19 protein-coding genes are annotated in these 26,662 nt (G+C 61.9%); 16 read left to right on the top strand and 3 right to left on the bottom strand.

Going from position 1 to position 26,662, the window contains the following annotated elements:
* Positions 1-401: 401 nt before the first annotated feature.
* Both bamE and B2J77_RS01600 read left to right on the top strand, forming a co-directional pair.
* Positions 402-656, top strand: coding sequence for an outer membrane protein assembly factor BamE domain-containing protein (gene bamE, locus B2J77_RS01595; protein ID WP_058604263.1), 255 nt, complete (start codon positions 402-404; stop codon positions 654-656).
* Positions 653-1,225, top strand: coding sequence for a lipocalin family protein (locus B2J77_RS01600; protein WP_058604264.1), 573 nt, complete (start codon positions 653-655; stop codon positions 1,223-1,225). Before bamE ends, B2J77_RS01600 begins: the two co-directional genes overlap by 4 nt.
* 103 nt (positions 1,226-1,328) lie before the next feature.
* Here the strand turns inward: B2J77_RS01600 and B2J77_RS01605 are convergent, their stop codons facing one another.
* On the bottom strand, positions 1,329-2,693 hold the full coding sequence (locus B2J77_RS01605) for a formimidoylglutamate deiminase (protein ID WP_078477858.1): 1,365 nt from the start codon (positions 2,691-2,693) through the stop codon (positions 1,329-1,331).
* Between the two features lie 143 nt (positions 2,694-2,836).
* Between B2J77_RS01605 and hutC the strand changes: the two genes are divergently transcribed.
* From hutC to hutG, 7 genes are all read left to right on the top strand, one after another.
* Positions 2,837-3,547, top strand: coding sequence for a histidine utilization repressor (gene hutC, locus B2J77_RS01610; protein WP_173645899.1), 711 nt, complete (start codon positions 2,837-2,839; stop codon positions 3,545-3,547).
* On the top strand, positions 3,544-4,113 hold the full coding sequence (locus B2J77_RS01615; protein WP_058639860.1) for a HutD family protein: 570 nt from the start codon (positions 3,544-3,546) through the stop codon (positions 4,111-4,113). Before hutC ends, B2J77_RS01615 begins: the two co-directional genes overlap by 4 nt.
* Before the next feature lie 135 nt (positions 4,114-4,248).
* Positions 4,249-5,922, top strand: coding sequence for a urocanate hydratase (gene hutU, locus B2J77_RS01620; RefSeq protein WP_058639861.1), 1,674 nt, complete (start codon positions 4,249-4,251; stop codon positions 5,920-5,922).
* A gap of 96 nt (positions 5,923-6,018) precedes the next feature.
* Positions 6,019-7,551: a histidine ammonia-lyase gene (hutH, locus tag B2J77_RS01625; RefSeq protein WP_058639862.1), complete on the top strand. Its 1,533-nt coding sequence runs from the start codon at positions 6,019-6,021 to the stop codon at positions 7,549-7,551.
* A 67-nt stretch (positions 7,552-7,618) separates the two neighbouring features.
* Positions 7,619-9,022 (top strand): amino acid permease, encoded by a 1,404-nt coding sequence (locus B2J77_RS01630; protein ID WP_058639863.1) that lies wholly within the window; start codon positions 7,619-7,621, stop codon positions 9,020-9,022.
* 15 nt (positions 9,023-9,037) lie between these two features.
* Complete coding sequence (gene hutI, locus B2J77_RS01635; RefSeq protein WP_078477859.1) at positions 9,038-10,243, top strand: imidazolonepropionase; 1,206 nt, start codon at positions 9,038-9,040, stop codon at positions 10,241-10,243.
* 10 nt (positions 10,244-10,253) lie between these two features.
* Positions 10,254-11,057: an N-formylglutamate deformylase gene (gene hutG / locus B2J77_RS01640; protein ID WP_078477860.1), complete on the top strand. Its 804-nt coding sequence runs from the start codon at positions 10,254-10,256 to the stop codon at positions 11,055-11,057.
* Between the two features lie 48 nt (positions 11,058-11,105).
* Here the strand turns inward: hutG and B2J77_RS01645 are convergent, their stop codons facing one another.
* Positions 11,106-16,628, bottom strand: coding sequence for a dermonecrotic toxin domain-containing protein (locus B2J77_RS01645; RefSeq protein ID WP_228385161.1), 5,523 nt, complete (start codon positions 16,626-16,628; stop codon positions 11,106-11,108).
* A gap of 181 nt (positions 16,629-16,809) precedes the next feature.
* Between B2J77_RS01645 and pip the strand changes: the two genes are divergently transcribed.
* From pip to B2J77_RS01680, 7 genes are all read left to right on the top strand, one after another.
* A complete protein-coding gene (gene pip, locus B2J77_RS01650) occupies positions 16,810-17,781 on the top strand; it encodes a prolyl aminopeptidase (protein ID WP_058604272.1) in 972 nt (323 codons plus the stop codon).
* Positions 17,778-18,215, top strand: coding sequence for a D-aminoacyl-tRNA deacylase (gene dtd / locus B2J77_RS01655; RefSeq protein ID WP_058604273.1), 438 nt, complete (start codon positions 17,778-17,780; stop codon positions 18,213-18,215). The genes pip and dtd overlap by 4 nt, the downstream gene beginning before the upstream one ends.
* A gap of 263 nt (positions 18,216-18,478) precedes the next feature.
* Positions 18,479-20,200 (top strand): glucan biosynthesis protein G, encoded by a 1,722-nt coding sequence (locus B2J77_RS01660; protein WP_206597718.1) that lies wholly within the window; start codon positions 18,479-18,481, stop codon positions 20,198-20,200.
* On the top strand, positions 20,193-22,766 hold the full coding sequence (gene mdoH, locus B2J77_RS01665; RefSeq protein WP_078477861.1) for a glucans biosynthesis glucosyltransferase MdoH: 2,574 nt from the start codon (positions 20,193-20,195) through the stop codon (positions 22,764-22,766). Before B2J77_RS01660 ends, mdoH begins: the two co-directional genes overlap by 8 nt.
* A 242-nt stretch (positions 22,767-23,008) precedes the next feature.
* Positions 23,009-23,809 carry a transporter substrate-binding domain-containing protein gene (locus B2J77_RS01670; protein WP_078477862.1) on the top strand — a complete coding sequence of 267 codons (801 nt, stop codon included), beginning with the start codon at positions 23,009-23,011 and terminating at the stop codon, positions 23,807-23,809.
* 111 nt (positions 23,810-23,920) lie between these two features.
* Positions 23,921-24,883 carry an amino acid ABC transporter permease gene (locus tag B2J77_RS01675; RefSeq protein WP_058639867.1) on the top strand — a complete coding sequence of 321 codons (963 nt, stop codon included), beginning with the start codon at positions 23,921-23,923 and terminating at the stop codon, positions 24,881-24,883.
* On the top strand, positions 24,876-25,610 hold the full coding sequence (locus B2J77_RS01680) for an amino acid ABC transporter ATP-binding protein (RefSeq protein ID WP_058639881.1): 735 nt from the start codon (positions 24,876-24,878) through the stop codon (positions 25,608-25,610). Before B2J77_RS01675 ends, B2J77_RS01680 begins: the two co-directional genes overlap by 8 nt.
* A gap of 195 nt (positions 25,611-25,805) precedes the next feature.
* Here B2J77_RS01680 and B2J77_RS01685 read toward each other — a convergent pair whose 3' ends face one another.
* Positions 25,806-26,603, bottom strand: a complete 798-nt coding sequence (locus B2J77_RS01685; RefSeq protein ID WP_078477863.1) for an RHS repeat-associated core domain-containing protein — start codon at positions 26,601-26,603, stop codon at positions 25,806-25,808.
* Between the last annotated feature and the right edge of the window lie 59 nt (positions 26,604-26,662).

The following is a 26,662-nucleotide window of genomic DNA, read 5'->3' on the forward strand; positions in this document are numbered from 1 at the left end:
GAGGCCTCTCCTACACCAACCACGTAGCGCCTGAATTGACGGGTTCGCAGCTGGGGCCGCTTTACGGCCAGTCTGGCTACCGGTAAAGCCGGTCCCACCACGTTCTGCGGCCTCGCCTATTCAGGCATCACGCGGTCAGTGTAGGAGCGGCCTCGCCGGGGCGCCGGACCGGCCGCGATGGGCCGCACAGCGGCCCCAGTGGTGTCCGCTATTTCAGGCCCAGCCCAAGCATATAAAACCCCATACAGAACACACCCATCCCCCGGAGGCTCATTCGAATAAGCCGTTTTCCCGATCAGCGGTAGCAGTCATGGGCAGGCCCACCAGGGAACCTGGGAGGCATTTTCCCGTCGAAGGGCACTGCAGGCCACTCGCCTGCTCCCTCGTTCAGGAGTGTCTTCATGTCGTTGCGTTCCCTCGCCCTGTTGTCGCTGTGTGTCGTGCTTGTCGCCTGCAGCAAGATCAATCAGGAAAACTATTCCAAACTCAAGGCTGGCATGAGCAAGGCCGACGTCGAGCAATTGCTCGGCACGCCAACCGAGTGCTCGGGCGCTTTGGGCATGAGCAGTTGCACGTGGGGGGACGAACGTAGCTTCATCAGCGTGCAGTACGCGTCGAACAAAGTCTTGATGTATTCCGGGCAGGGCCTCAAATGAGGGCTGTCGGTCTGCTGTTGGGCCTGTGCCTAACCCTCTTGCTCGGCGGGTGCGCGGGGTCGATGAATGACCCGCTTGCACCGAAAACCGCAGGGCAGGTTGATCTCAAGCGTTATCAGGGCAAGTGGTACGAGCTTGCACGCTTGCCCATGCGCTATCAGGCCGGCTGCGAACAGTCCGAGGCGCATTACAACCTACGGCCCGACGGGTCGTTCGGTCTGCTGAACCGCTGCCGCACCCTGGGTGACGAGTGGTTGCGTGCCGAGGGCCGCGCCTATATCGAGGCGCCAGGTCATACCGACAGGCTGTGGGTCGAGTTCGATAACTGGTTCACACGGCTGGTCCCGGGCGTTGCCAGGGGCGAATACTGGATCTTGTACGTGGACGAGCGGTACCGCACCGCGGTCGTCGGCAGCCCGGACCGCAAATACTTGTGGATTCTGTCACGCACGCCCAGCTTGCCGGCCTGGGAGCGCGAGCACTTGCTGGCCAAGGCTCGCCAGCAGGGCTACGACACCAGCCGGTTGATTTGGCGAGCTTCCGATCAGCAGATCGTCAAGATGCACTGAGGACGTTGCAGGCGTGGTGGGCCGAAAGGAACGTCAAGCCTACCGGGTTCTCCTGTACTGCCTCAGCTTGAATCGCGGTCGCCACTACGCGGCCTCGATCCCTTCATCCCAAAAGCTGTCGCAGCACCTGAGCGAATGCCGCCCGGCTTTGCTCCTCTTGCAGATGATGGCCTTGGCGTACCACCCACTGTCCATTGACCATCACGTCGCGCACCTGCCGATTGCCGCCGGCAAACAGCCACCGATTGAGAATGCCGTCGCCATCGGTTGTGGCGATGTAGGGGTCCTGATCATCAAGCACCAGCCAGTCGGCGCGCTTGCCTACAGCCAGTTCGCCAATGGGCTGGCCCAGCGCCTGTGCACCCCCTGCCCACGCAGCGTCAAGCAAGGTGCGCCCGACCATGGGTTGATCGTGGCGATGCAAGCGGTTGCGCCTTTGGTCGCGCAGGCGTTGGCCGTATTCCAGCCAGCGCAGCTCTTCGACCACGCTTAGCGAGACATGGCTGTCCGAACCAATCCCCAGGCGCCCGCCCTGCGCAAGGTAATCCGCAGCCGGGAAAATGCCGTCGCCCAGGTTGGCTTCGGTCGTCAGGCACAATCCCGCCACGGCGCCGCTGCGGGCCATGGCTGTCACTTCGTCGGGCTGGGCGTGGGTGGCGTGTACCAGGCACCAGCGCTCATCCACGGCCACGTGTTCATACAGCCATTGCAAGGGCCGCAGACCGCTCCAGGCCAGGCAGTCATCGACTTCCCGTTGCTGCTCGGCAATATGAATGTGCACCGGGCATTGATCGTCACTGGCTGCCAACACCTCGGCGATTTGCCCAGGCGTCACAGCCCGCAGCGAGTGAAAGCACAAGCCCAGCCTCTGCGCCGGTTGCGCGGCCACCAGCGGCGCCAGTCGCGCCTGCAGTTGCAGGTAGTGGTCGGTGGACTGGATGAACCGGCGTTGGCCAGCGCTTGGCGTCTGGCCGCCAAAGCCTGCATGGCTATAAAGCACCGGCAGCAGGGTCAGGCCGATACCGCTCTGCGCGGCCGCTGCGCTGATCCGGCGAGACAACTCGGTCGGGTCTGCATACGCATTACCTGCCTGGTCGTGGTGCACGTAATGGAACTCCGCCACCGCGGTATAGCCCGCTTTGAGCATCTCGATGTAGAGCTGGCGGGCGATGACCTGCAACTGCTCAGCTGTGATCTGCCCGACCAGGCGGTACATGAGGTCGCGCCAGGTCCAGAAGCTGTCACTGGGGTCGCCGGCGACTTCGGCAAGCCCGGCCATGGCGCGCTGGAACGCATGGGAATGCACATTCGGCATACCGGGCAGTACGGGGCCCGCCAGATGCTCTGCGCCGTCGGCGCAAGCGTCGGCTTCAACCCGCGTCAGGTACCCGTCCACGCCGACGTCGAAGCGCACATCGCGGGCCCACCCTGAGGGCAACAAGGCACGTTGGGCAAAATAGGCGGGCATTACGGGCTCCTGTTTTTGTTAGGTTGTATATACATATACAGGCGTTTGCCTGCCGGGTAAACTCCGGCAAGCTAATGCTCATTTCTTATGCACAAGGATTCCTGGCCGTGCCGACACCTCCTGTCAACGCGCTGGTTGCCCCCATGGGCGAGGGCCCGGCGCCGCTGTACGCGCGGGTCAAACAGATGATCAAGCAGCACATTGATGACGGTAGCTGGCCGCCGCATCACCGTGTGCCATCGGAAAGCGAACTGGTCAGCCAACTGGGCTTCAGCCGCATGACCATCAATCGTGCCCTGCGCGAGCTCACAGCCGAAGGGCTGTTGGTGCGCATGCAAGGTGTCGGCACCTTCGTAGCCGAACCCAAAGGCCGCTCTGCGCTGTTCGAAGTAAACAACATCGCCGATGAAATCGCCGCGCGTGGGCATCGGCATAGTTGTCAGGTCGTGGTGCTTGCCGAGGAAGCGGCAGGTTCCGAGCGAGCGCTGGCCTTGAACATGCGCGAAGGCCAGCGGGTATTTCATTCGCTGATCGTGCATTTCGAGAACGATACCCCGGTGCAGATCGAGGATCGCTACGTCAACGCGGCCGTGGCGCCCGAATATCTGCTGCAGGACTTCACCCGTCAAACGCCTTATGCCTATCTGTCCCAGGTAGCCCCACTGACAGAGGGTGAGCATGTGGTCGAGGCGATCCTGGCAGAGCCCGAGGAGTGCCAACTCCTGCAAATCGAACGCGGCGAGCCATGCCTGCTCATCCGCCGCCGTACCTGGTCCGGGCGCCAGCCGGTCACGGCCGCGCGGCTGATTCACCCCGGATCGCGCCACCGCCTGGAAGGACGTTTTGGCAAATGAGCCGAGTGCATGTATTGCAGGCGCGGGGCTACCCGCGCATGGCTTGGAAGAACGGCGGCGGCTTCACCGAGGAAATCGCCCGTGACCAAGGCCAGGGCCTGGACGGTTTTGGCTGGCGACTGTCGATTGCCGATATCCAGGCGTCGGGTGCTTTTTCGAGCTTCGCCGGCTACCAGCGGATCATCACCGTGCTGCAGGGCGATGGCATGCAACTGTTGGTAGACGGCCAACTCAGCCGGCCGTTGCTGCCCTTCGACGGGTTTGCATTCGACGGGGCAAGCGAGGTCGATTGCCAACTGATCGGCGGGCCGATTCGTGATTTCAACCTCATCTATGCACCGCAGCGCTATCGGGCACGCTTGCAATGGCTGGAAGGTTTCAATCGTGTGCACACCTCGGCTTCGACCGTGCTGCTGTTTGCCGGCAGCCAAGCGGTAGACGTTAAGGCGGGGCAACAGGCCCTGCAATTGGAGCAGCATGACTGCCTGCAACTGGAAGGCAACGAAGCGTTGCTGGCGTTGGACGTACAGGGGCGGTGCTGCCTGATCGAACTCGATCCCCGTTGAGCTGACCCTGGGCTGGCATCGCTTGCAGCGACACGGTTTGAGAATTTCACTTGTCCATGCTTGTACATACAAGTAAAGATGTGTTTGTATTGCTCCACGACATATCTGCTGCAGCCGACCGCAAAGGACATTCCCGTGACCGACAACAACAAATACCGTGACGTTGAAATCCGTGCCCCGCGTGGCAATACGCTCACTGCCAAAAGCTGGCTGACCGAAGCGCCACTGCGCATGTTGATGAACAACCTCGACCCGCAGGTCGCCGAAAACCCCAAGGAGCTGGTGGTGTACGGTGGCATCGGCCGGGCCGCGCGCAACTGGGACTGCTACGACAAGATCGTCGAAACCCTGACCCGTCTGGAAGACGACGAAACCTTGCTGGTCCAGTCCGGCAAGCCGGTCGGCGTGTTCAAGACCCACAGCAACGCCCCACGCGTGCTGATTGCCAACTCGAACCTGGTCCCTCACTGGGCCAGCTGGGAGCACTTCAACGAACTCGACGCCAAGGGCCTGGCCATGTACGGCCAGATGACCGCGGGCAGCTGGATCTACATCGGTAGCCAGGGCATCGTGCAAGGCACTTACGAAACCTTCGTGGAGGCGGGTCGCCAGCACTATGGCGGCAGCCTGAAGGGCAAGTGGGTGCTGACCGCAGGCTTGGGCGGCATGGGTGGGGCCCAGCCATTGGCCGCGACCCTGGCCGGGGCTTGCTCGCTGAACATCGAGTGCCAGCAAAGCCGTATCGATTTCCGCCTGCAAACCCGCTATGTCGATGAGCAGGCCACGGACCTGGACGACGCCCTGGCGCGCATCGCCCGCTACACCGCCGAAGGCAAGGCTATTTCCATTGCCTTGCATGGCAACGCGGCCGAAGTGCTGCCTGAGTTGGTCAGGCGCGGGGTGCGGCCAGACATGGTCACCGACCAGACCAGCGCGCATGACCCGCTCAACGGCTACCTGCCTGCCGGCTGGACCTGGGAGCAGTACCGCGACCGCGCCCAGACCGACCCGGTAGCCGTGGTCAAGGCGGCCAAGCAATCGATGGCCGTGCATGTGCAGGCCATGCTCGATTTTCAGCAGCAGGGCGTCCCCACTTTCGACTACGGCAACAACATCCGCCAGATGGCCAAGGAAGAGGGTGTGGCCAACGCGTTCGATTTCCCAGGTTTCGTGCCGGCTTACATTCGCCCACTGTTCTGCCGCGGCATCGGCCCCTTCCGCTGGGCAGCGTTGTCGGGCGATGCCGACGACATCTACAAGACCGATGCCAAGGTCAAGGAACTGATCCCCGATGACGCCCACCTGCACCGCTGGCTGGACATGGCCCGCGAGCGCATCAGCTTCCAGGGCTTGCCGGCCCGCATCTGCTGGGTAGGGCTGGGGCTGCGGGCCAAGCTGGGCCTGGCGTTCAACGAAATGGTGCGCAGTGGTGAGCTGTCGGCACCGATCGTGATCGGACGCGACCACCTCGATTCGGGTTCGGTAGCCAGCCCCAACCGCGAAACCGAGGCCATGCGCGATGGCTCCGACGCGGTCTCCGATTGGCCATTGCTCAATGCCCTGCTCAATACCGCCAGCGGTGCCACCTGGGTGTCGCTGCACCATGGCGGCGGTGTCGGCATGGGCTTCTCCCAGCATTCGGGCATGGTCATCGTCTGTGATGGCAGCGACGAGGCGGCCGCCCGTATCGCTCGCGTGCTGGCCAATGATCCAGGCACCGGTGTCATGCGTCACGCCGATGCCGGTTACGCTATCGCCATTGAGTGCGCGCAAGCGCAGGGGCTGGACCTGCCGATGATCACCGGCTGATCACTGTCCTCTGCAATGCCCCCACAAGGTGATACTCAACAACAAGAAGAGGCGGGCTGGCGCTGCCTGCCATGCCTCGCGAACTGGAGTAGCAACGTGACCGAACTTACCCTCAAGCCCGGCTGCCTGACCCTGGCGCAACTGCGCACTGTGCATGCAGGCCCAGTAAGGCTTCAGCTCGACGCCAGCGCCGGCCTGGCCATCGATGCCAGCGTGGCCTGCGTCGAACAGATCATCGCGCAGGACCGTACCGCCTATGGCATCAACACAGGTTTCGGGCTGCTGGCATCGACCCGCATCGCCAGCCACGACCTGGAAAACCTGCAGCGTTCGCTGGTGCTGTCCCATGCTGCCGGGATCGGCGCGCCCCTCGATGACGCTTTGGTCCGATTGATCATGGTGCTGAAGATCAACAGCCTGAGCCGCGGCTTTTCCGGTATTCGCCGCAAGGTCATCGACGCGCTGATCGCGCTGGTCAACGCCGAGGTCTATCCTCACATCCCCCTCAAAGGCTCGGTCGGCGCTTCCGGTGATCTCGCGCCGCTGGCCCACATGTCCCTGGTACTGCTGGGGGAGGGCAAGGCGCGCTATAAGGGCCAGTGGCTTGCGGCTACCGAGGCCCTGGCCATCGCTGGCCTTGAGCCGTTGACCCTGGCCGCCAAAGAGGGGCTCGCCCTGCTCAATGGCACCCAGGCCTCCACGGCCTATGCCCTGCGCGGGCTATTCCATGGCGAGGACCTGTTCGCCGCCGCGGTCACCTGCGGCGCGCTCAGCGTGGAAGCCGCCCTTGGTTCGCGCTCGCCCTTCGATGCCCGTATCCATGAAGTGCGCGGCCAGCGCGGGCAGATCGACACCGCTGCCTGCTTCCGGGACCTGCTGGGGGACACCAGCGAGGTATCGCTCTCGCACCAGAACTGCGACAAGGTCCAGGATCCTTACTCGCTGCGCTGCCAACCACAAGTGATGGGCGCCTGCCTCACCCAACTGCGCCAGGCTGCCGAGGTGCTCGGCGTCGAGGCCAATGCTGTGTCGGACAACCCTTTGGTGTTCGCCGCCGAAGGCGACGTGGTTTCAGGGGGTAATTTCCATGCCGAGCCGGTGGCGATGGCCGCCGACAACATCGCCTTGGCCATCGCCGAAATGGGCTCGTTGAGCGAGCGCCGCATCTCGCTGATGATGGACAAGCACATGTCCCAACTGCCGCCTTTCCTGGTAGAAAACGGTGGGGTCAACTCCGGCTTCATGATTGCCCAGGTCACCGCCGCTGCCCTGGCAAGCGAGAACAAGGCCCTGTCGCATCCCCACAGCGTCGACAGCCTGCCGACCTCCGCCAACCAGGAGGACCATGTGTCAATGGCTCCGGCTGCCGGCAAACGTCTATGGGAAATGGCCGAAAATACCCGGGGCGTGCTGGCGATCGAATGGTTGGGCGCCTGCCAGGGCCTGGATCTGCGCAAAGGGCTCAAGACCTCCGCCAAGCTTGAGCAAGCACGCCAGGCGTTGCGCTGTGAAGTGCCGCACTACGACCGCGACCGGTTCTTTGCACCGGACATCGAAAAGGCCGTGCACCTGCTGGCCGAAGGCAGCCTGACCGCGCTGTTGCCAGCGGGCGTGCTCCCTAGTCTGTAATGCCCTTGGGGGCCTTTGGTGGCGGCCCCCGGATCTCACGACCACAAAAACAATTCAAGGACGTGACATGCAACCTGCACAAGGTCTAAAGCGCGGGCTGACTGCCCGCCACATTCGTTTCATGGCCCTCGGCTCGGCTATCGGTACCGGCCTGTTCTATGGCTCGGCCTCGGCCATCCAGATGGCCGGCCCGGCGGTATTGCTGGCTTACCTGATTGGCGGCGCAGCGGTATTCATGGTCATGCGGGCATTGGGCGAGATGGCCGTACACAACCCCGTAGCCGGGTCGTTCGGTCACTATGCCAGCACCTACCTGGGCCCCATGGCCGGCTTCATCCTCGGCTGGACCTACGCGTTCGAGATGGTCATCGTCGCCATTGCCGACGTGACGGCGTTCGGTATCTACATGGGCTTCTGGTTCCCGGAGGTCGCCCGCTGGACATGGGTGCTGGGCATCGTCTTGTTCATCGGCGCGCTCAACCTGTGCAACGTCAAGGTGTTCGGCGAGCTGGAATTCTGGCTGTCCTTGCTCAAGGTGGGGGCGATCGTGGCCATGATCCTGGCGGGCCTGGGCATCATGGCGTTCGGCTTCAGCCAGGTGGGCAGCGGGCAGGCCGTGGGCCTGGGCAACCTGTTCGACCATGGTGGTTTCATGCCTAACGGTGTCGCCGGGCTGATCGCCTCGTTCGCAGTGGTGATGTTCGCCTTCGGCGGCATAGAGATCATCGGGGTGACCGCAGGCGAGGCCAAGGATCCGCAACGGGTGATTCCCAAGGCGATCAACGCCGTGCCCCTGCGCATCCTGCTGTTCTATGTACTCACCCTGTTCGTGCTGATGTGTCTGTACCCCTGGCCGCAGATTGGCAGCCAGGGCAGCCCCTTCGTGCAGATCTTCAGTAACCTGGGGATCGGCTCTGCGGCTGCGGTGCTGAACGTGGTGGTGATCTCCGCGGCCGTTTCGGCCATCAACAGCGATATCTTCGGTGCGGGCCGCATGATGTATGGTCTGGCCCAGCAGGGGCATGCCCCCAAGGGTTTTAGCCGGCTGTCCAGGCATGGCGTGCCGTGGATGACGGTACTGGTCATGGGGGCAGCGCTGCTGGTTGGCGTACTGCTCAATTACCTGATCCCCGAAAACGTGTTTCTGCTGATCGCCTCGATCGCCACCTTCGCCACCGTCTGGGTCTGGCTGATGATCCTCATCACTCAAGTGGCGATGCGGCGCAGCATGAGCCGCGAGCAGATGGCCGAGCTCAAGTTTCCGGTACCGTTCTGGCCCTGGGGGCCGGCGTTGGCCATTGCCTTCATGGTCTTTGTCTTCGGTGTGCTTGGCTATTTCCCCGACACCCAGGCGGCGTTGCTGGTCGGCATGGTCTGGCTGGTCTTTCTGGTGGCGTCCTACCTGCTGTGGTGCAAGCCGCGGACAGGACAGGGCGCGCCAGTGGCCGAAGCCGCCGAGCTGCATCGCTAGCAAAGGAGAACCTGCATGAAAACCCTCTGGCAGCACTGCCATGTGGCAACCATGGCCGAAGGCCGTTATTCGATCATCGAAGACGCCGCCATCGTGACCGGTGGTGGGCGAATCCTGTGGATCGGCCCACGTGCCAACTGGGCAGTCGAAGGCACCGAGCAGACGGTGGACCTGGGTGGCGCCTGGGTAACCCCCGGGCTGATCGATTGCCACACGCACGCGGTATTCGGCGGCAACCGCAGCGGCGAGTTCGAACAGCGGCTGCAAGGTGTGAGCTATGCCGAGATCGCCGCGCAGGGCGGGGGCATTGCCAGTACCGTGAGGGCCACTCGCGCCGCCAGTGAAGACATGCTGTTCGCCAGCGCCCAGCAGCGCGTCCAGGCGTTGATGCGCGATGGCGTGACCACCCTGGAGATCAAGTCCGGTTACGGCCTGGACCTGGCCAACGAGCGCAAGATGCTGCGTGTAGCCCGACGTCTGGGTGACGAGCTGGGTATCACGGTTCGGGCCACGTGTCTGGCAGCCCACGCCTTACCGCCGGAATACGCCGAACGCAGCGACGACTACATTGCCCACATCTGCAATGACATGCTGCCGGCATTGGCAGCAGAAGGGCTGGTGGATGCGGTGGATGCCTTCTGCGAACACTTGGCCTTCTCACCCGCACAGGTTGAACGCTTGTTCATCAAGGCGCAGCAATTGGGTTTGCCGGTCAAGCTGCACGCGGAACAATTGTCCTCCTTGCACGGCTCCAGCCTGGCTGCCCGCTACCAGGCACTGTCGGCCGATCACCTGGAATTCATGACAGAAGAAGATGCCATGGCCATGGCAGCGGCTGGCACCGTGGCCGTCTTGTTGCCCGGCGCGTTCTACTTTCTGCGCGAAACCCAGCTTCCGCCAATGGACGCCCTGCGCCGGCACGGCGTGAAAGTCGCCCTGGCCAGCGACCTGAACCCGGGCACTTCGCCGGGCCTGTCGCTGCGGCTAATGCTGAACATGGGCTGCACCCTGATGCGCATGACGCCTGAAGAAGCCCTTGCCGGTGTCACCACCCATGCGGCGCACGCGCTGGGCATGGGAAGCAGCCATGGCACCCTTGAAACGGGCAAGGCTGCGGACTTCGTTGCCTGGCAAATAGAACGCCCTGCCGACCTGGCCTATTGGCTTGGCGGCGACCTGCCCAAGCGCGTGGTGCGCGGCGGCCATGAACGTGATATCTGAGCGAGGCGAGATGGACAAGGTACTGAGCTTTCACCAGGGTCAATTGCCGCTGTTGATCAGCATTCCCCATGCGGGCCTGAAGCTGACCCCGGCAGTGGCCGATGGCCTGGTCGACCAGGCGCGCAGCCTGCCCGATACGGACTGGCACATTCCCCGTCTGTACGATTTCGCCCAGGCGCTGGGCGCCAGCGTACTGACGGCCGAGTATTCGCGTTTCGTCATCGACCTCAACCGCCCGGAGGACGATAAGCCGCTGTATGCAGGGGCCACCACCGGGCTCTATCCGGACACCCTCTTTGAGGGTGAACCTTTGTTCAAGGAGGGGCTGGCGCCAAGCCCGGCAGAGCGCAAGCACTACCTTGAGCAAGTCTGGCACCCTTATCACAGGGCAATCAGGCATGAGCTGGCACGCTTGCGTGAGACGTTTGGCTATGTCTTGCTCTGGGACGCCCACTCCATCCGCTCGCACATTCCTCGGCTGTTCGACGGCAAGCTGCCGGACTTCAACCTCGGGACCTTCAACGATGCGAGTTGCGACCCGAGCCTGGCCCAGCGGCTGACGCACGTCTGCCAACAGGCACAAGGTTACGATCATGTGCTCAATGGGCGCTTCAAGGGCGGGCACATCACCCGTCACTACGGCAACCCAGCCGCTCACGTTCACGCCGTCCAACTGGAGCTCGCGCAAAGCACCTACATGCAAGAGCGTGAACCTTTTACCTACCGTGAAGACTTGGCACGCCCAACCCAGGCGGTGCTCAAGCAGCTGCTGGAGGCGCTGCTGGCATGGGGCCAGGCGCGTTATCGCAACTGAAGCCAGTCGGCCAGGCAGCGCGCGGTGCACGCGCGGCCTGGTCTATCGTCAGTCTTTGGCGACCTCCTTGAGCGTGAGCTCGCGCAGCAGTGCCTGCTCCTCGAGCTCCCGGTCCACTTGCAAGCCTTGTTGCAAGACCACCTCTTCCTGCAGCGGATGGCTGGTATTGGCCAGTTCCATTACCCGCTGGCGGTACCGGTTCTCAATTTCCTCGAACCGCTCGGCGTATTCACCGCGAAGGCGCTGGGTCCAGTCCTGGTTGGACAGCAGGTAATCGATGAAGGCTTCGCTGTGTTCGCGCTTGCGCACGTGTTCGAGAACGCTCGAAAGCTCATCGGCTGCCAGGTTGGCAGCACTTCGGAAACGCATACGGTCAGCGATGGGCAGCTCGAGTTCCTTGGCCAGCTCGCGGCGGTAGGCCAGGCGCACCGAAACCAGATCCCCCGGTATCGCGCGGTGCTGGGCAAGGCGTTCGAGTTCCTCTACCCGGAACAGCTGCAGCAGCCTTTGACGCATCTGCTGCAGGCTATCCCCCGCATCAATCACGACACGTTGATGCATCAGGTACAACTCGATGTTGTTGAACGCCTGAAGCGCACCGTCATGGCAAGTTTGTGCGCCACTCTCGTCAGGCAGCGCCTCTACAGCGATGCTTTCCAGCAATGGCCGCTCGGCCGGGTTGCTCGCCGCCGCGACCAGCATCAGTCGCACCCGTTCGCAGAAGCTGCCCCGGGTGGCAGGCTCCACATAAGGGGCCGCGTTTTGCAAACGGCCTGCCAGGCGCAGCAAGTCGCTGCCTGCAAGCGCCTCCCAGCATGCCTGCAAAGATTCATTTTGCAGTGCATTTCCCAGCATCCACGACTCCATCCGGGGGGTATCGTCACTGGCCACCGGGAAATGCGGGTGGTCCAGGGAGCCATCACTGGAACCGTCGGTGAGCAGTAGATCGTTGGGAATGTCCAGGGCGAAGGAGAAGCTGTGGTGGCTGTCCGAAAACGTACGGACCCGCTGGATGGTGGCAGCTGGCAGCGGGTTGTCGAGCAAGGACACGGAAGAAATCGGAATGGCGTTATCCAGATTCGACAGGATATGGTCTGGCAGTTCGGTGATGTTGTTCGAGCTGAGGTCCAGCAATTCGAGCGGCAGCAATTGATCGCACCAGCTTGGCCAGCCCTGCAGGTCCATGTTGCTCAGCACCAGGGACTGCAGATTCGCCGCGAGGTGAGCAGGGACGTGGTTGATGGCGCCCACCCGGTTGCCCGACAGGTCCAGTGAGGTGAGGTGGGGCAGGCGACCAAAGATCTCGAACATGGGTTGGTCGATTTCCAGGTTCATGTTGCGCAGTTCCAGGTACTCCAGCGCTGGCAAGCGCAGCAAGGCGGTAGGCAGTGTCGATTGCGGCGCTTGATGACCGTCTATGGTCAAGCGCGTGATACCTGGAAAGCGACTGAGCAACTCATCGAGCTGCGCAGTCGTGCCCCGCAGGCGAGTCAAGGCCAGGGCGCGAACACGCTCGCCAAAGAATGGCGGCAGGCGCCTGGGGAAGTGCTCAATCGACACGTCTTCCAGTTGCAGCCTGAGGTATCGATGGCCCTGTTCCTGATGCGTCCAGAAATCGTTGATCGCCGTTTCAATGCGCTGACGCTCGGCCAGGGCGGTTTGTGTCAAAGGGTTGCTGGAACTCGATGCCTGCGCCCAGCCTTCGAGCGCTTCTCGTACCTGCGAGCGCTCGTTGCGCAGGCGCGTGATTCCCTCGATAAGCGACGGCGGTTGGTCCACGCGAATGCCGGAAGTGTCCAGTTGCTCGTTCATAAGCAAACGCTGCACGTGAATTTCGTTTATAGGGTTGCCTTCAAGATTGATGACCGGCGGCAGGCGAAGTGATTCGGCTTCGTGCAGCAGGAACGTTGGCAGCGTGAGCAGGTTATTGTCGCGCAGCGACAGCTCACCGATGCGGCTCAAGGCGTCGCTGCCGATGCCCATTGGCCATTGCGACAGCTGCATGCGGTCGAGCCCGAGGTAATTGAGTGTGAGCGCGTGGAAGCTAGGCCGGTTACTCTGCGCCAAGCGGTTTCCAGAGAGGTCCAGATGACGCAGTTGACCGGCGCCGGTCAGCATGTCCAGGTCACTGGAGGACAAGGCAATGTTCTGGTTGGTCAGTGCCAGGCGCTGCAACCGTGGCAGATTCTCCAGAATGGTGGGTATGCTGAACATGAATGCCGAGGGTGTTGCCCGGGGTGTGTAGGGACGGTCGATTTCCAATGCCTCGAGTTGCGGCATCTGACGGAGCAGGCGTTGCAGCAAACGCTCGTTCTGCGCCCAACTGGCCATCGCGCCTGAGGGCAGGTCATACAAGATCAGGCTGCTCACTCGCTGGTAGAAGAACTCGGGTAAGTTCAGCGGAATATCAGCCAGAGAGATCTGCGCCAGGCGTAACACGGCCGAACTCCGGTCGCCTTCGTCCAACGCCGTGTCATACCAGAACTGCACGATCGCCTCGCGCAATGCGTCGTAGTTGCGTGCTGCCTCGTCGGTCGGCGGCGAGATGGCCTCGCTCCAGTCATCGAGCCTGCTTTGCAGTTCGGTGCGCTGTTCGGCCAAGCGTTGCAGGTGCTCGAAAATCTGCAGGCGGGTGCGGCCGCCACTGGCCAGCGTATTGATCACTTGATCGGCAGAGCGGCCGGTACGCTGCGCCAACTCCAGTGCCTCGACCGCTGCAATGAGTTGTGAGTGAGAGACCGCATGGGCTTGCGGGCCACCGCCGCTCAGCGGATACCCCAGGCGACCATCGGCAAGGCGCATGGGTGAGCGATAGCCGGGGCGCACCGGCCGCATGCCCAGAACCTTGCGCAAGGCTGGGCGAGGCAGCAGCGGGCTTTCCTGCATCAGGTGCTGCAGGGCCGGCGCGTCAGCCGCGCCGAGTTTTGCCATGACCTCTGGCAGCGCCGCGTGCAGCGCGGTAAAGAGGTCCGGATGTGCCGTTATCAGCCGAGATGGATCGTCTTGATCCTGGACGATGTACCCCGCATGGGCATGGATGATGGTTACGCGGGGGCTGCCTTGCTCGGGGCCGACTGCCTCGGCTTGAGTGGGCCAGGACCCACCCCTTACGATTTGTAGTCTGGTTTCGGCAGGCCATTTGCTGAGTGTGGGCAGGGTGTGCAGCACCAGTCGATCGCTGTCCCAGCCTTGAGCCCCTACCAGGAACAACCCCTCGTAAGCCCGCGCCAGACGGACCTGTTGCAGATAAACACGAATTTCCTCACTCAGCCGCAGCGGCACCCTACCGCTTGCCAGCACGCCTCGTTCGTTGGCATTGGCGCTGCTTACCAGCTCGTCGGCAATGGCGGCTGGAAGACCGGGGTATGCACGCATGATCGGTTCGGCATCGGGCAGTTGGGCCGATGTCATGCGGCTGTAGGCTCTGAAAAATTCGGTTGATCGGTCTGCCGTGGTGGGCAACTGGCTTATCGACTGGTCAAGCTTGAATCGCTGCAGCGTGTCTTGTAGCAACGCAGGCAACCGCTCGTTCTCCACCAGCGCCCTGCGCACGGCATCTTCGTCCGTGTCACTGATCTTTAGCATTCGTCGCAGCGTCGGCTCATCGAAGTCGGCACTTAGGTGCCCCATTCTTTGCAACAGTGTCGAACCTGTCCAGGTAGCTGGGCGGTCTGTGACCTGAACCCACGCGCCAGCGCCATTATGGCGCAGCGGTGGCTGATAGCGATGCTCGCCGCGTGGGTGTTGCAGCCGGTATTGGCCGGTGCCAGCGTCTGACACGACCCGATACTGGCGGCCCTGCAGTATCAGCCGTTGTTGACCCTCATGCACCAACAGGCCCTGCTCATTGGGCACCCCTGCCTGCGGCAGTGGGTCCTGGATTTGATAGGGCGTGAGATCAGGTTTCCACAGACTTACCTGCCCATCAGGCATGCCCACGTCTTCCAGCTCCTCGATGAATGACGGGGTTTCTACGGGAGTGCGCGCGTCACCGGGTTCGTCGTCGGGTTCCTCGACGATGGGTTCGTCGCCCTCGGAGGCTTCCGATGTTCCCTTGAGCGCATGGCCAGCAGCTGCCAGCGCAGCCATGACCGCTACGTTCTCGACGACATCGACCAGATAGTCGTAAGCCGTGTCGCGCTCGTCTGCTTCCCAGGCTTCGATGCCCTCATACACTTCATGGGCTAGCTGGACGATACCCACCAGTAGCATGGCCTCACCGAGGCCAGGCACGAAGAAGCCGGCGATGTTCAGTGCCAGTAATGCGCGCTCGGCAATGAGTTCGCGGTGAGCCTGGGCCGCACGCCGGTCGACGATCTCGGTTGGAACGGCGTGAAAGAGAATGTCCTGTTCATGACGTTCCACCTTGCGAAAAGCCATGAGCCCCTCAAACGCGTGACTGAAAGGCGTTTGAACGGGATAGAGCCTGGCATTGGGATCGAGTACGGGCTCGTACACGCCGCGAGTACTCCAGCCCAGCGGCATCAGACGCGCTTGCAGGCGCTGTCGAACCATCGCCTTGTCGCGCTCGGGCACATGCTTGTCCAGGTAGCTCATGTCGGCCTGAAGCCGATCCCGCAGCGCGTCATGCATGGCCTGCGTATCAGCGAACTCCTTGAGAGGAGTATGCTCGTCGGCGGGAATGTACAGCGCAACGCGGCTATCGGTAGCCGATTGCGTGTCGATGGCCACTACCCCCGTCAGTACGCAACCCCAGAGTTGCAGCTCGCTGAACCTGATCCCTGAGGCGTAAGGGTCCAGCTTTTGATCAAGCGGCACTGCCAGCGCGGCGGTGTAGAACGTCTCGCTGATATCGCCCTTCAAGCGAGCGTAATGCAGGGACTGCCGCCAGGCCGACCCCTCTGTTCGTCCCAGTGTTTGATACACCTCCAAGGCCACCTCGTCGGCACTGCGGTCGGCCGTTGCGGCCGGGTAATAGATCGCGTGGATCAGGTCGTGATATTTCCTACCAATGTCCAGCGTTCGACACAGGTCGGCGAAGGCCTCTGCCGGTATATCCAGCGCATTGGTGATGGGCACGGTGCCCATGAAGCGTCGGTGGTCGAGAATCACCGATTTTTTCAGGAGCGCGTCGGGCGCATCCATGCCCCCCTCAACGGCGGCCGATGCCTCGAAATTATGCAGGGCTGCCTGAAGCAGTGAGCGGGTCGCCCGTTCCACGGCCTGCCGCCCGTCCAGGGCGTTGTGCTCCTTGATCAGGCGCGCGTCCACCAGGTAGCTCCGGTCGACATCTACCTGCAGACCAAAGCGTTCAGCGATGGCTTCGGTCAACGCCTTTCTAGCATAGCTCTTCAGGTCTGCAACCTGCTCGAACAGCGCCGCGACCTGCGCTTGGTGTTGACGGTGCTGAGCATGTTCCATGCTCCAGGCACGCGCGATGGCCGGTTGCTCTGTAATCGCTGACGCCAGCCAGGCAGGTGCCTGCCGCCAGTTGCGCAAGGCTTGATGCGTCTGGGCCGGGCTCTTTTTCAGCCACTGGGGGATGCGCTTGGCGATGGTGGAGTAATGGACACCTTGTAAGGGTAGGGTATCGCTGGTTGGGGTGGGCATTTCGTAGTCCTCAGCACGATGGGGTGAAGGACTCTGTAGGGCCGGGGACGGAGAAAGGAGGTAGATATGTCTGCCTGGCAACTGTATCGGGCCAGGCATGGAGTTGATGTACAAGCATGCTCTGCGCTCAATTCAGGTTTATGATGGCTCACGGCCGAACAACCTTCACACGGAGTGCGCAATGCAGACCCTCTACCCGCAGATCAAACCCTACGCCCGGCACGATCTGGCCGTGGAAGCGCCACACGTGCTGTACGTCGATGAAAGCGGCTCACCCGAAGGTTTGCCGGTGCTCTTCATTCATGGCGGCCCGGGTGCAGGCTGCGATGCCCAGAGCCGGTGCTATTTCGATCCCACCCTGTACCGCATCATCACCTTCGACCAGCGCGGCTGCGGCCGCTCCACTCCCCATGCCAGCCTGGAAAACAACACCACCTGGCACCTGGTGGAGGACATGGAGCGCATCCGTGAACACCTGGGCATCGACAAGTGGGTACTGTTCGGCGGCTCATGGGGCTCCACGCTCGCCCTGGCCTACGCCCAGACCCACCCTGAACGCGTGCATGGCCTGATCCTGCGCGGGATCTTCCTGTGCAGGCCTCAGGAGATACAGTGGTTCTACCAGGAAGGTGCCAGCCGCCTGTTCCCGGACTACTGGCAGGACTACATTGCGCCCATTCCACCGGAGGAGCGCGGCGATTTGGTCAGCGCGTTCCACAAGCGCCTGACCGGTTCTGACCAGATTGCCCAGATGCACGCGGCCAAGGCATGGTCCACCTGGGAGGGCCGTACGGCCACGCTGCGGCCCAACCCCCTGGTGGTGGATCGCTTCTCCGAGCCGCAACGGGCCTTGTCCATCGCCCGCATCGAATGCCACTACTTCATGAACAACGCCTTTCTCGAGCCGAACCAGCTGGTGCGCGACCTGCCCAGGATCGCCCACCTGCCAGCGGTGATCGTGCACGGGCGCTACGATGTGATCTGCCCACTGGACAACGCTTGGGAGCTGCACCAGGCGTGGCCGAACAGCGAATTGAAGGTGATTCGTGATGCCGGGCATGCCGCCTCCGAACCGGGCATTACCGATGCCCTGGTGCGCGCAGCCGACCAGATGGCCAGGCGCCTGCTCGACTTGCCCCTGGAAGAAGCATGAAGGGCCTGTTGCAACGGGTGCGCAACGCGCGGGTGGAAGTGCAGGGCCAGGTCATTGGCGCTGTTGAGCAAGGCCTGCTGGTACTGGTGGCCGTGGAGCCGGACGACACCCGCGAGCATGCCGACAAGCTGCTGCACAAGTTGTTGAACTACCGCGTGTTCAGCGATGAGCAGGGCAAGATGAACCTGTCGTTGAAAGAGGTGGGTGGCGGTCTGCTGCTGGTCTCGCAATTCACACTAGCGGCCGACACCCGCAACGGCATGCGACCCAGCTTTTCCACGGCGGCACCCCCGGCCCTGGGGGCCGAGCTGTTCGACTACCTGGTGACGCAAGCCAGAGGCCGCCATGCCGACGTTGCTACCGGTCAATTCGGTGCCGATATGCAGGTGCACCTCGTCAATGATGGCCCTGTAACACTACTGTTACAAATTTAAGGTTAAAAAAGCCGCTTTCCTGAATGAATAAGCGGTTCTATACCATAAATAGTTGTTGCAGCCTGATGCGTTGTCACGCGACCTGCTGGATAATCGCGCGCTGCATGAGGCCTGCGTTCGCAGGCCCGTTTCACTCTGACTCGAGCATTGTCCGTAGCCGTTTGGGGAATCATTACGCCCTTACGGGGTCCGAACAGTGCTCGCCAACCCGGCATTTGTCGCTGGCCGTTGGTTTCATGATCTGTTTTCGGCGAGGGTTGCTCGTGATTGTTAGTCCCCAAAAAGCATCAAGAATCCCCGGCGTCAGGCTACGCAAGGCGCTGATGGCCAGCATGGCAATCGTTGGCCTGATGAGCGCGGGCCAGCTGTGGGCATTCAATCTTGACGATGTTGCCGCCAAGGCAAAGGATCTGGCCGGCCAGAAGTACGAAGCGCCCAAAAGCAACCTGCCGGCCGTTTTCCGCGACATGAAGTTCGCGGACTACCAGAAGATCCATTTCCTGCAGGAAAAGGCCGAGTGGGCCAACGACAAGACGCCGTTCAAGCTGTCGTTCTACCACCAGGGCATGCATTTCGATACGCCGGTGAAAATCAACGAAGTCACCGCCACCAAGGTCCAGGAAATCAAGTACGACCCGAGCCGCTTCGAGTTCGGCGACGTGCCGCATGATGCCAATGCCACCAAGAACCTGGGCTATGCGGGCTTCCGCGTGCTGTACCCGATCAACAAGGCCGACAAGCAGGACGAAATCATGACCCTGCTTGGCGCCAGCTATTTCCGCGTCGTTGGCAAGGGCCATGTCTATGGCCTGTCGGCCCGTGGCTTGGCCATCGACACGGCGCTGCCCTCGGGCGAAGAATTCCCACGGTTCACCGAGTTCTGGGTCGAGAAGCCGCAGCCGGCCGACAAGCATTTAGTGATCTACGCGCTGCTGGACTCGCCGCGCTCAACCGGTGCCTACAAGCTCACCCTGCGTCCTGGCAACGACACGGTCGTTGACGTGCAGTCGCGCGTGTACCTGCGCGATCACGTCAGCCGCCTTGGCGTAGCGCCGTTGACCAGCATGTACCTGTTCGGCCCGAACCAGCCGTCCAAGGTCCTCAACTACCGCCCAGCGCTGCACGATTCCGAAGGCTTGTCCATCCATACCGGCAACGGCGAGTGGCTGTGGCGCCCGCTGAACAACCCCAAGCATCTGTCGGTCAGCAACTTCAGCGTCGAGAACCCGCGCGGGTTTGGTCTGATGCAGCGCCAGCGCGCCTTCAGCGACTATGAAGACCTGGACGATAACTACCAGAAGCGCCCAAGTGCCTGGATCGAACCCAAAGGCGACTGGGGCAAGGGTACCGTCGACCTGGTGGAAATCCCGACGGCCGACGAAACCAACGACAACATCGTTGCCTTCTGGAGCCCGGAAAAGCTGCCCGAGCCTGGCGAAGCGGCCGAGTTCGCCTACCGCCTGCACTGGACCATCGACGAGCCCAAGTTCCAGGCGCCTGAGTTGGGCTGGGTCAAGCAGACCCTGCGCTCCACCGGTGACGTCAAGCAGTCCAACCTGATCCGCCAGCCTGATGGCAGCGTGGCGTTTCTGGTCGACTTCGCAGGCCCGGCCCTGGCCGCCTTGCCTGAAGACACCCCAGTGCGCAGCCAGATCAGCGTGGGCGACAACGGTGAGGTGGTCGAGAACAACCTGCGCTACAACCCTGAAACCAAGGGCTGGCGCCTGACCCTGCGCCTGAAGGTCAAGGAGGCCAACAAGTCGACTGAAATGCGTGCAGCGCTGGTACGTGATGTGCCGGTAGAGGCGCCAGCGCCTGCCAAGGACGCCAAGCAGGAAAAGGCGTCTGCCAAGCATGCCAAGGCCGAGAAGACCGTCAAAGCCGAACAACCTGCCGCCGACGCGGCGCCCGCTGCCGGGGCTGCGGCCACCACCGAAAAGGTGCTGACCGAAACCTGGACCTATCAGTTGCCTGCCGATGAGTAATCCGAGCCCAAGGCCGGTATCGCTTGGCGAATACCTGGCCCACCTTCCACTGAGCGATGAGCAGCGCGCGGAACTTGCCACGTGCACATCGTTCAGCGAACTGCACCAGCGCCTGGCGGCCACCTCGCCCGCCAGCCCAGCCGAGGCCGTGCAGGCCTCGGTGGGCTCGCGCCTGACGGTCGGCACTGCGGGCGAACTGGAAGAGGCCGAAATGCTCGGTGTGGACGGTAACGGGCGCCTGTGCCTGAAGATCGCGCCGCCCATCACGCGTACCAAGGTCGTGCCCGAACCATGGCGTACCAATCTGCTGGTGCGGGCATGGCGGCGCCTGACCGGGCGTACCAACGTACCGCAGCCACCCAAGCGTGAGTTGCCGGCGGCCCGCTGGCGTACTGTCGGTTCGATCCGCCGATACATCCTGTTGGCACTGATGATCGGGCAGACCTTGGTCGCTGGCTGGTACATGAAGAGCATCCTGCCCTACCAGGGCTGGTCGTTTGTCGATCTGGACGAAATCTTCGCCCAGCCGATCTGGGATACGGTGGTGCAGGTATGGCCGTACGCCTTGCAGACGTCCATCCTGATTCTCTTCGGGATTCTGTTCTGCTGGGTGTCGGCCGGCTTCTGGACAGCCCTGATGGGCTTCCTCGAGCTGCTAACCGGGCGCGACAAGTACAAGATTTCCGGCAGCAGTGCCGGCAACGAACCCATCGCGCCAGACGCACGGACCGCGCTGGTCATGCCGATCTGCAACGAAGACGTGCCGCGGGTGTTCGCAGGCCTGCGTGCAACGTTCGAGTCGGTGGCAGCCAGCGGTAACCTGGACCGCTTCGACTTCTTTGTGCTCAGCGACACCAACGACACCGACATTGCCGTTGCCGAGCAACAGGCATGGCTGGACGTGTGCCGTGAAACCAAGGGGTTCGGCCGTATCTTCTACCGCCGTCGCCGGCGTCGGGTGAAGCGCAAAAGCGGTAACCTCGACGACTTCTGCCGCCGCTGGGGCAGCGAGTACAAGTACATGGTGGTGCTGGACGCCGACAGCGTCATGAGCGGCGAATGCCTGAGCAGCCTGGTGCGCCTGATGGAGGCCAACCCTGATGCCGGCATCATCCAGACCGGGCCCAAGGCGTCGGGTATGGATACCCTGTATGCACGCATGCAGCAGTTCGCCACGCGCGTATACGGCCCATTGTTCACGGCCGGCCTGCATTTCTGGCAGCTGGGCGAGTCGCACTACTGGGGGCACAATGCGATCATCCGCATGAAGCCGTTCATCGAACACTGCGCATTGGCGCCATTGCCAGGCAAGGGTGCGTTCGCTGGGGCCATTCTCTCCCACGATTTCGTCGAAGCCGCGCTCATGCGCCGTGCCGGTTGGGGGGTATGGATCGCCTATGACTTGCCGGGCAGCTATGAAGAACTGCCGCCCAACCTGCTCGACGAACTCAAGCGCGACCGTCGCTGGTGCCATGGCAACCTGATGAACTTCCGGCTGTTCCTGGTCAAGGGCGTGCACCCGGTGCACCGTGCCGTGTTCCTGACGGGTGTCATGTCCTACCTGTCTGCGCCGTTGTGGTTCCTGTTCCTGGTGCTGTCGACCGCGTTGCTGGCGACCAACACCTTGATGGAGCCCCAGTACTTCATCGAGCCGTACCAGCTGTACCCGCTGTGGCCTCAATGGCACCCGGAAAAAGCCGTGGCGTTGTTCTCCACCACCATCGTGCTGCTGTTCCTGCCCAAACTGCTCAGCGTCATCCTGATCTGGGCCAAGGGCGCGGTGGAGTACGGTGGGCGGATCAAGGTCACCTTGTCGATGCTCATGGAAATGCTGTTCTCCATGTTGCTGGCTCCGGTGCGCATGATCTTCCACACCCGCTTCGTGCTCGCCGCATTCCTGGGCTGGGCCGCCACTTGGAACTCTCCCCAGCGCGACGATGACTCCACGCCCTGGAGCGAGGCGGTCAAGCGCCATGGTCCGCAAACCTTGCTGGGCGTGGCATGGGCAGGCCTGGTAGCCTGGCTGAACCCCAGCTTCCTGTGGTGGCTGACGCCGATCGTGGGCTCGTTGATGCTGTCCATCCCGGTCTCGGTCATTTCCAGCCGTACCCGCCTGGGTCTGGCCGCCAAGGACGAGAAGCTGTTCCTGATTCCTGAGGAGTACGCCACGCCGCAGGAGCTGCTGGCCACGGACCAGTACACCCACGAGAACCGCTGGCACGCCCTGCGCGACGGTTTTGTGCGCGCTGTGGTGGACCCGCGGCAGAACGCCCTGGCGTGCGCCATGGCCACTGCCCGGCACGGTCAGGCAGCACCCATCGAGGCCATGCGGGCCGAACGCATCGCCAAAGCCCTGGAAGTCGGCCCCCATGGGCTCGACCTGGGCACGCGCCTGGCATTGCTGAGCGATCCCGTTGCGCTGACCCGCCTGCACGACCAGGTATGGTCGCAGCAGCACGCGGCATGGATCGATGCCTGGCGCGCTTCGATCAAGAGCGACCCGCATTCGCCGTTGTTGCCGCTGCATCCTGAACAGGAAGGCCAACCGGCGCTCGCAGGCTCTTGACCTGCGCCATACGCGGGCCAGCCCGTTCTGACCTGCCCTGCAGCCGAGGCTTGCAGGGTCAGACCGGAGCGGGTTGGCCCGCGACGCTTTCGCCCTTCGGGCCGATTTAGGCCAACAAAGTCCCCCCCGATGCTATATCGCCAGCGCGCCATGCGTTAGCATCCCTCTCCGATAGCTCACGGCGGCCCGCAAGGCCGTACCAATAAGAAAACGCGCTACTTCTACTTTCAGGGGACTTGGTGATGTTCAAGAAATACCTTTCGCGGCTGCTGGTGGGCATGACCGCTCTGGTAGCGGTGTCCGCTGCCCAGGCCGGGGCCATCGACGAGGCCGTCAAGCGTGGCACGCTGCGTGTGGGCATGGACCCGACCTACATGCCGTTCCAGATGACCAACAAGCGTGGCGAGATCATCGGCTTCGAGGTCGACATCCTCAAGGCCATGGCCAAGTCGATGGGCGTGAAGTTCGAAGCGGTATCCACCGCTTATGACGGCATCATTCCCGCCCTGCTGACCGACAAGTTCGACATGATCGGCAGCGGCATGACCCTGACCCAGGAGCGCAACCTGCGCCTGAACTTCAGCGAACCCTTCATCGTCGTGGGCCAGACCCTGCTGATCCGCAAGGACCTGGCCGGCGAGATCAAGTCGTACAAGGACCTGAACAACGAGAAGTATCGCCTGACCTCCAAGCTGGGGACCACCGGCGAGATGGTGGCCAAGAAGCTGATCGGCAAAGCCAAGTACCACGGCTATGACAATGAGCAGGAAGCGGTCATGGATGTGGTCAACGGCAAGGCGGATGCCTTTGTCTATGACGCTCCTTATAACGTAGTGGCCGTCGAGAAGGCCGGTGCGGGCAAGCTGCTGTTCCTCGAAGAACCCTTCACCTACGAGCCGCTGGCCTTCGGCCTGAAGAAAGGCGACTACGATAGCATCAACTTCATCAACAACTTCCTGCACCAGATCAAGCATGACGGGACCTACGATCGTATTCACGACAAGTGGTTCAAGAACAAGGACTGGCTCAAGGACATGGAATAAAAGGCACCTTCAGGCCGCAAGCTGCAGGCCGCAGCCAGTGACCGACCTTACGGGATCGGCCATAGGCTGCGGCTTGTGGCTTGCGGCCTGCCGTTTTCCGGAGTATCCAACGTGATCAAACACAAGAAGGCCCAGTGGCCCTGGCATGGGCTGACTGCACTGGTCCTGGTAGGCCTGGCCGTCAGCCTGTACATGGCCACCTCGATGATTTCATACGAGTGGCGCTGGAACCGCGTCCCTCAGTATTTCGCCTATCAGGCCGAGGACGTACAGCGCGCGAGCGACTACGGCACCGTGCAGGAAGTCGTCATCACCGGGGATGAAGCCCGCGTCACCTTGAAGGATGAAAGCGGGGCGCTTCAGGTCCTGGACGTGGCCAAGGACAGCCTGCAACTGAGCCGCGGCGACGATGTGGCCGAAGGGGACCAGATAGGGGTGACCCGGCACTGGGCCGCAGGGCCACTGGCTTGGGGGTTGTGGACCACACTGTGGATTTCGGTGGTTTCCGGTGCGCTGGGGCTGCTGATCGGGCTGTTTGCCGGCCTGTGCCGGTTGTCGACCAACCCCACGCTGCATGACCTGTCGACCGTCTATGTCGAGCTGGTGCGCGGCACGCCGCTGCTGGTTCAGATCTTCATCTTCTACTTCTTCATCGGCACGGTCCTGAACCTGTCGCGGGAGTTTGCCGGTGTAGCCGCCCTGGCGCTGTTCACAGGTGCCTATGTGGCGGAAATCGTGCGTGCCGGCGTGCAGTCCATCGCCAAGGGGCAGAACGAAGCTGCGCGCTCGCTGGGCCTCAATGCCGGGCAGTCGATGCGTCATGTGATACTGCCCCAGGCGTTCAAGCGTGTACTGCCGCCGTTGGCTGGTCAGTTCATCAGCCTGGTCAAGGACACCTCGCTGGTGTCGGTGATCGCCATTACCGAACTGACGAAAAGCGGACGGGAAGCCATCACCACGTCGTTCTCGACCTTCGAGATCTGGTTCTGCGTGGCAGGCTTGTACCTGCTGATCAACCTGCCGCTGTCGCACATTGCCAGCCGGCTCGAGCGGAGGCTTGCGCAAAGTGATTGAAGTCCGTGACCTACTCAAGGTATTCGACACCCGTGGCCATGTGGTGCGGGCGGTCGACAACGTCACCACGCACGTGGCAAAAGGCGAAGTAGTCGTGGTCCTCGGCCCTTCGGGCTCGGGCAAGTCGACCTTCTTGCGTTGCCTCAACGGCCTGGAGCACTTCGACGAGGGCCATGTGGCCATCGCCGGCCTGGATCTGGCGCACCCCAAGACCGACATCAACGCCTACCGCCGCGAAGTCGGGATGGTGTTCCAGCATTTCAACCTGTTTCCGCACATGACCGTGCTGGAAAACCTGTGTCTGGCACAGAAGGTGGTGCGCAAGCGCAACAAGGCCGACCGCGAAGCCAAGGCCCGGGCTTTGTTGCAGAAGGTGGGGATCGCGGAGAAAGCCAACGAGTATCCGTCGCGGTTGTCGGGCGGTCAGCAGCAACGGGTCGCGATTGCCCGCGCGTTGGCCATGGACCCGAAAGTGATGCTGTTCGACGAGCCCACCTCGGCGCTGGACCCGGAAATGGTAGGGGAGGTGCTGGATGTGATGAAGACTCTGGCCCTTGAGGGCATGACCATGGTCTGCGTCACCCACGAAATGGGCTTTGCCCGTGAAGTGGCCGACCGCGTGCTGTTCTTCGACCATGGCAAGCTGCTGGAAGATGCCTCGCCAAACACGTTCTTCAATGCACCAAAGGATCCGCGCGCGCAGGCGTTCCTGCGTCAGGTGCTGTAACCGCTGAGGGGGCTCTGCACCCCATTTGCGGAACAAGGTCGCTCTTACGACGGACCTGTATCCCTGAACGACCTTGTGCCGCAACGCGGCTCAACAATCCCGTCACCTGAACCGTCCCGCCAGCTCTGCAAACGGATCCCCAGCCGTGTGAATGCCACACTTGAACTGGCTGGGCCTTCACGGGTAACCGGAAGATCAGATCAGATATTGGTAAGACGGTCTTACTTTAAATGTAAAATTCTCACTCCGTGATATGGGGGGGCTCTGACGTCGGAGCGGGATTTCTTGGCGTATATTCATGGGGTTGATGGGCTCGAGTTGATCTAGGCCCGCTTTGTTAGCAGGCAAGCCTAATAAGTCCATTTGCCTTGCAAATTTAGAATGTAATGTAGTTACTCTTTCCTCCAAGGCACGGATCTCAGCGCGTGAGTTCGCTTTGAGGGACTTTAATTCGCGCTTCTGCTTCTTTAATATCTTCTGATAACGGGTATGTTCGGCCCAGGCATCATAGTTTTCAGCCAAGTCTAAGCTGGTACATGTACTTTTGATGTCGGCAATAAGCTTGTCAATGCGTGATTGATGGTTGGTGATTTGCTGTCGGGTGTGCTGCATTTGATTGTAGGTATCCAGAGCAGCGGCCTTCTGGGTATCATATGCCTTTAAATACTTAGCGTACCTAGTTTTATTAAAGATGTTAATAAGGGATTGTGGAGGTATCGGATAATGCCCTGACGGGTCTTTGTAGTTTGTCGGGTCCCCGCCGCAATACGAATAACTACTAATCACGGTGAAAGGTGAGATATTGTCTGGTGAGGCGAACCGCATAATTGATGGCAGGTAAAGCCTGTAGCCATTGCCTAGTAAATATCCTCTAGAGCTGACGTCGTAAGGTTCTCCGGCGAAAGCGATAGGGACTGACGCACTTGCAGGAGAGAAACCATAGGGCGTATAAGCAGGGGTGAACAGCGTGTTGTGAGAGTTTGCGGTATACATATGCAACCTGCTCTGAGTTGATGTTGATAACCTATCGTGAAATTTAAAGGGGGGGCAAC

Origin of the sequence: Pseudomonas parafulva (assembly GCF_002021815.1) — a bacterium.
Classification (GTDB): Bacteria; Pseudomonadota; Gammaproteobacteria; order Pseudomonadales; family Pseudomonadaceae; genus Aquipseudomonas; species Aquipseudomonas parafulva_B.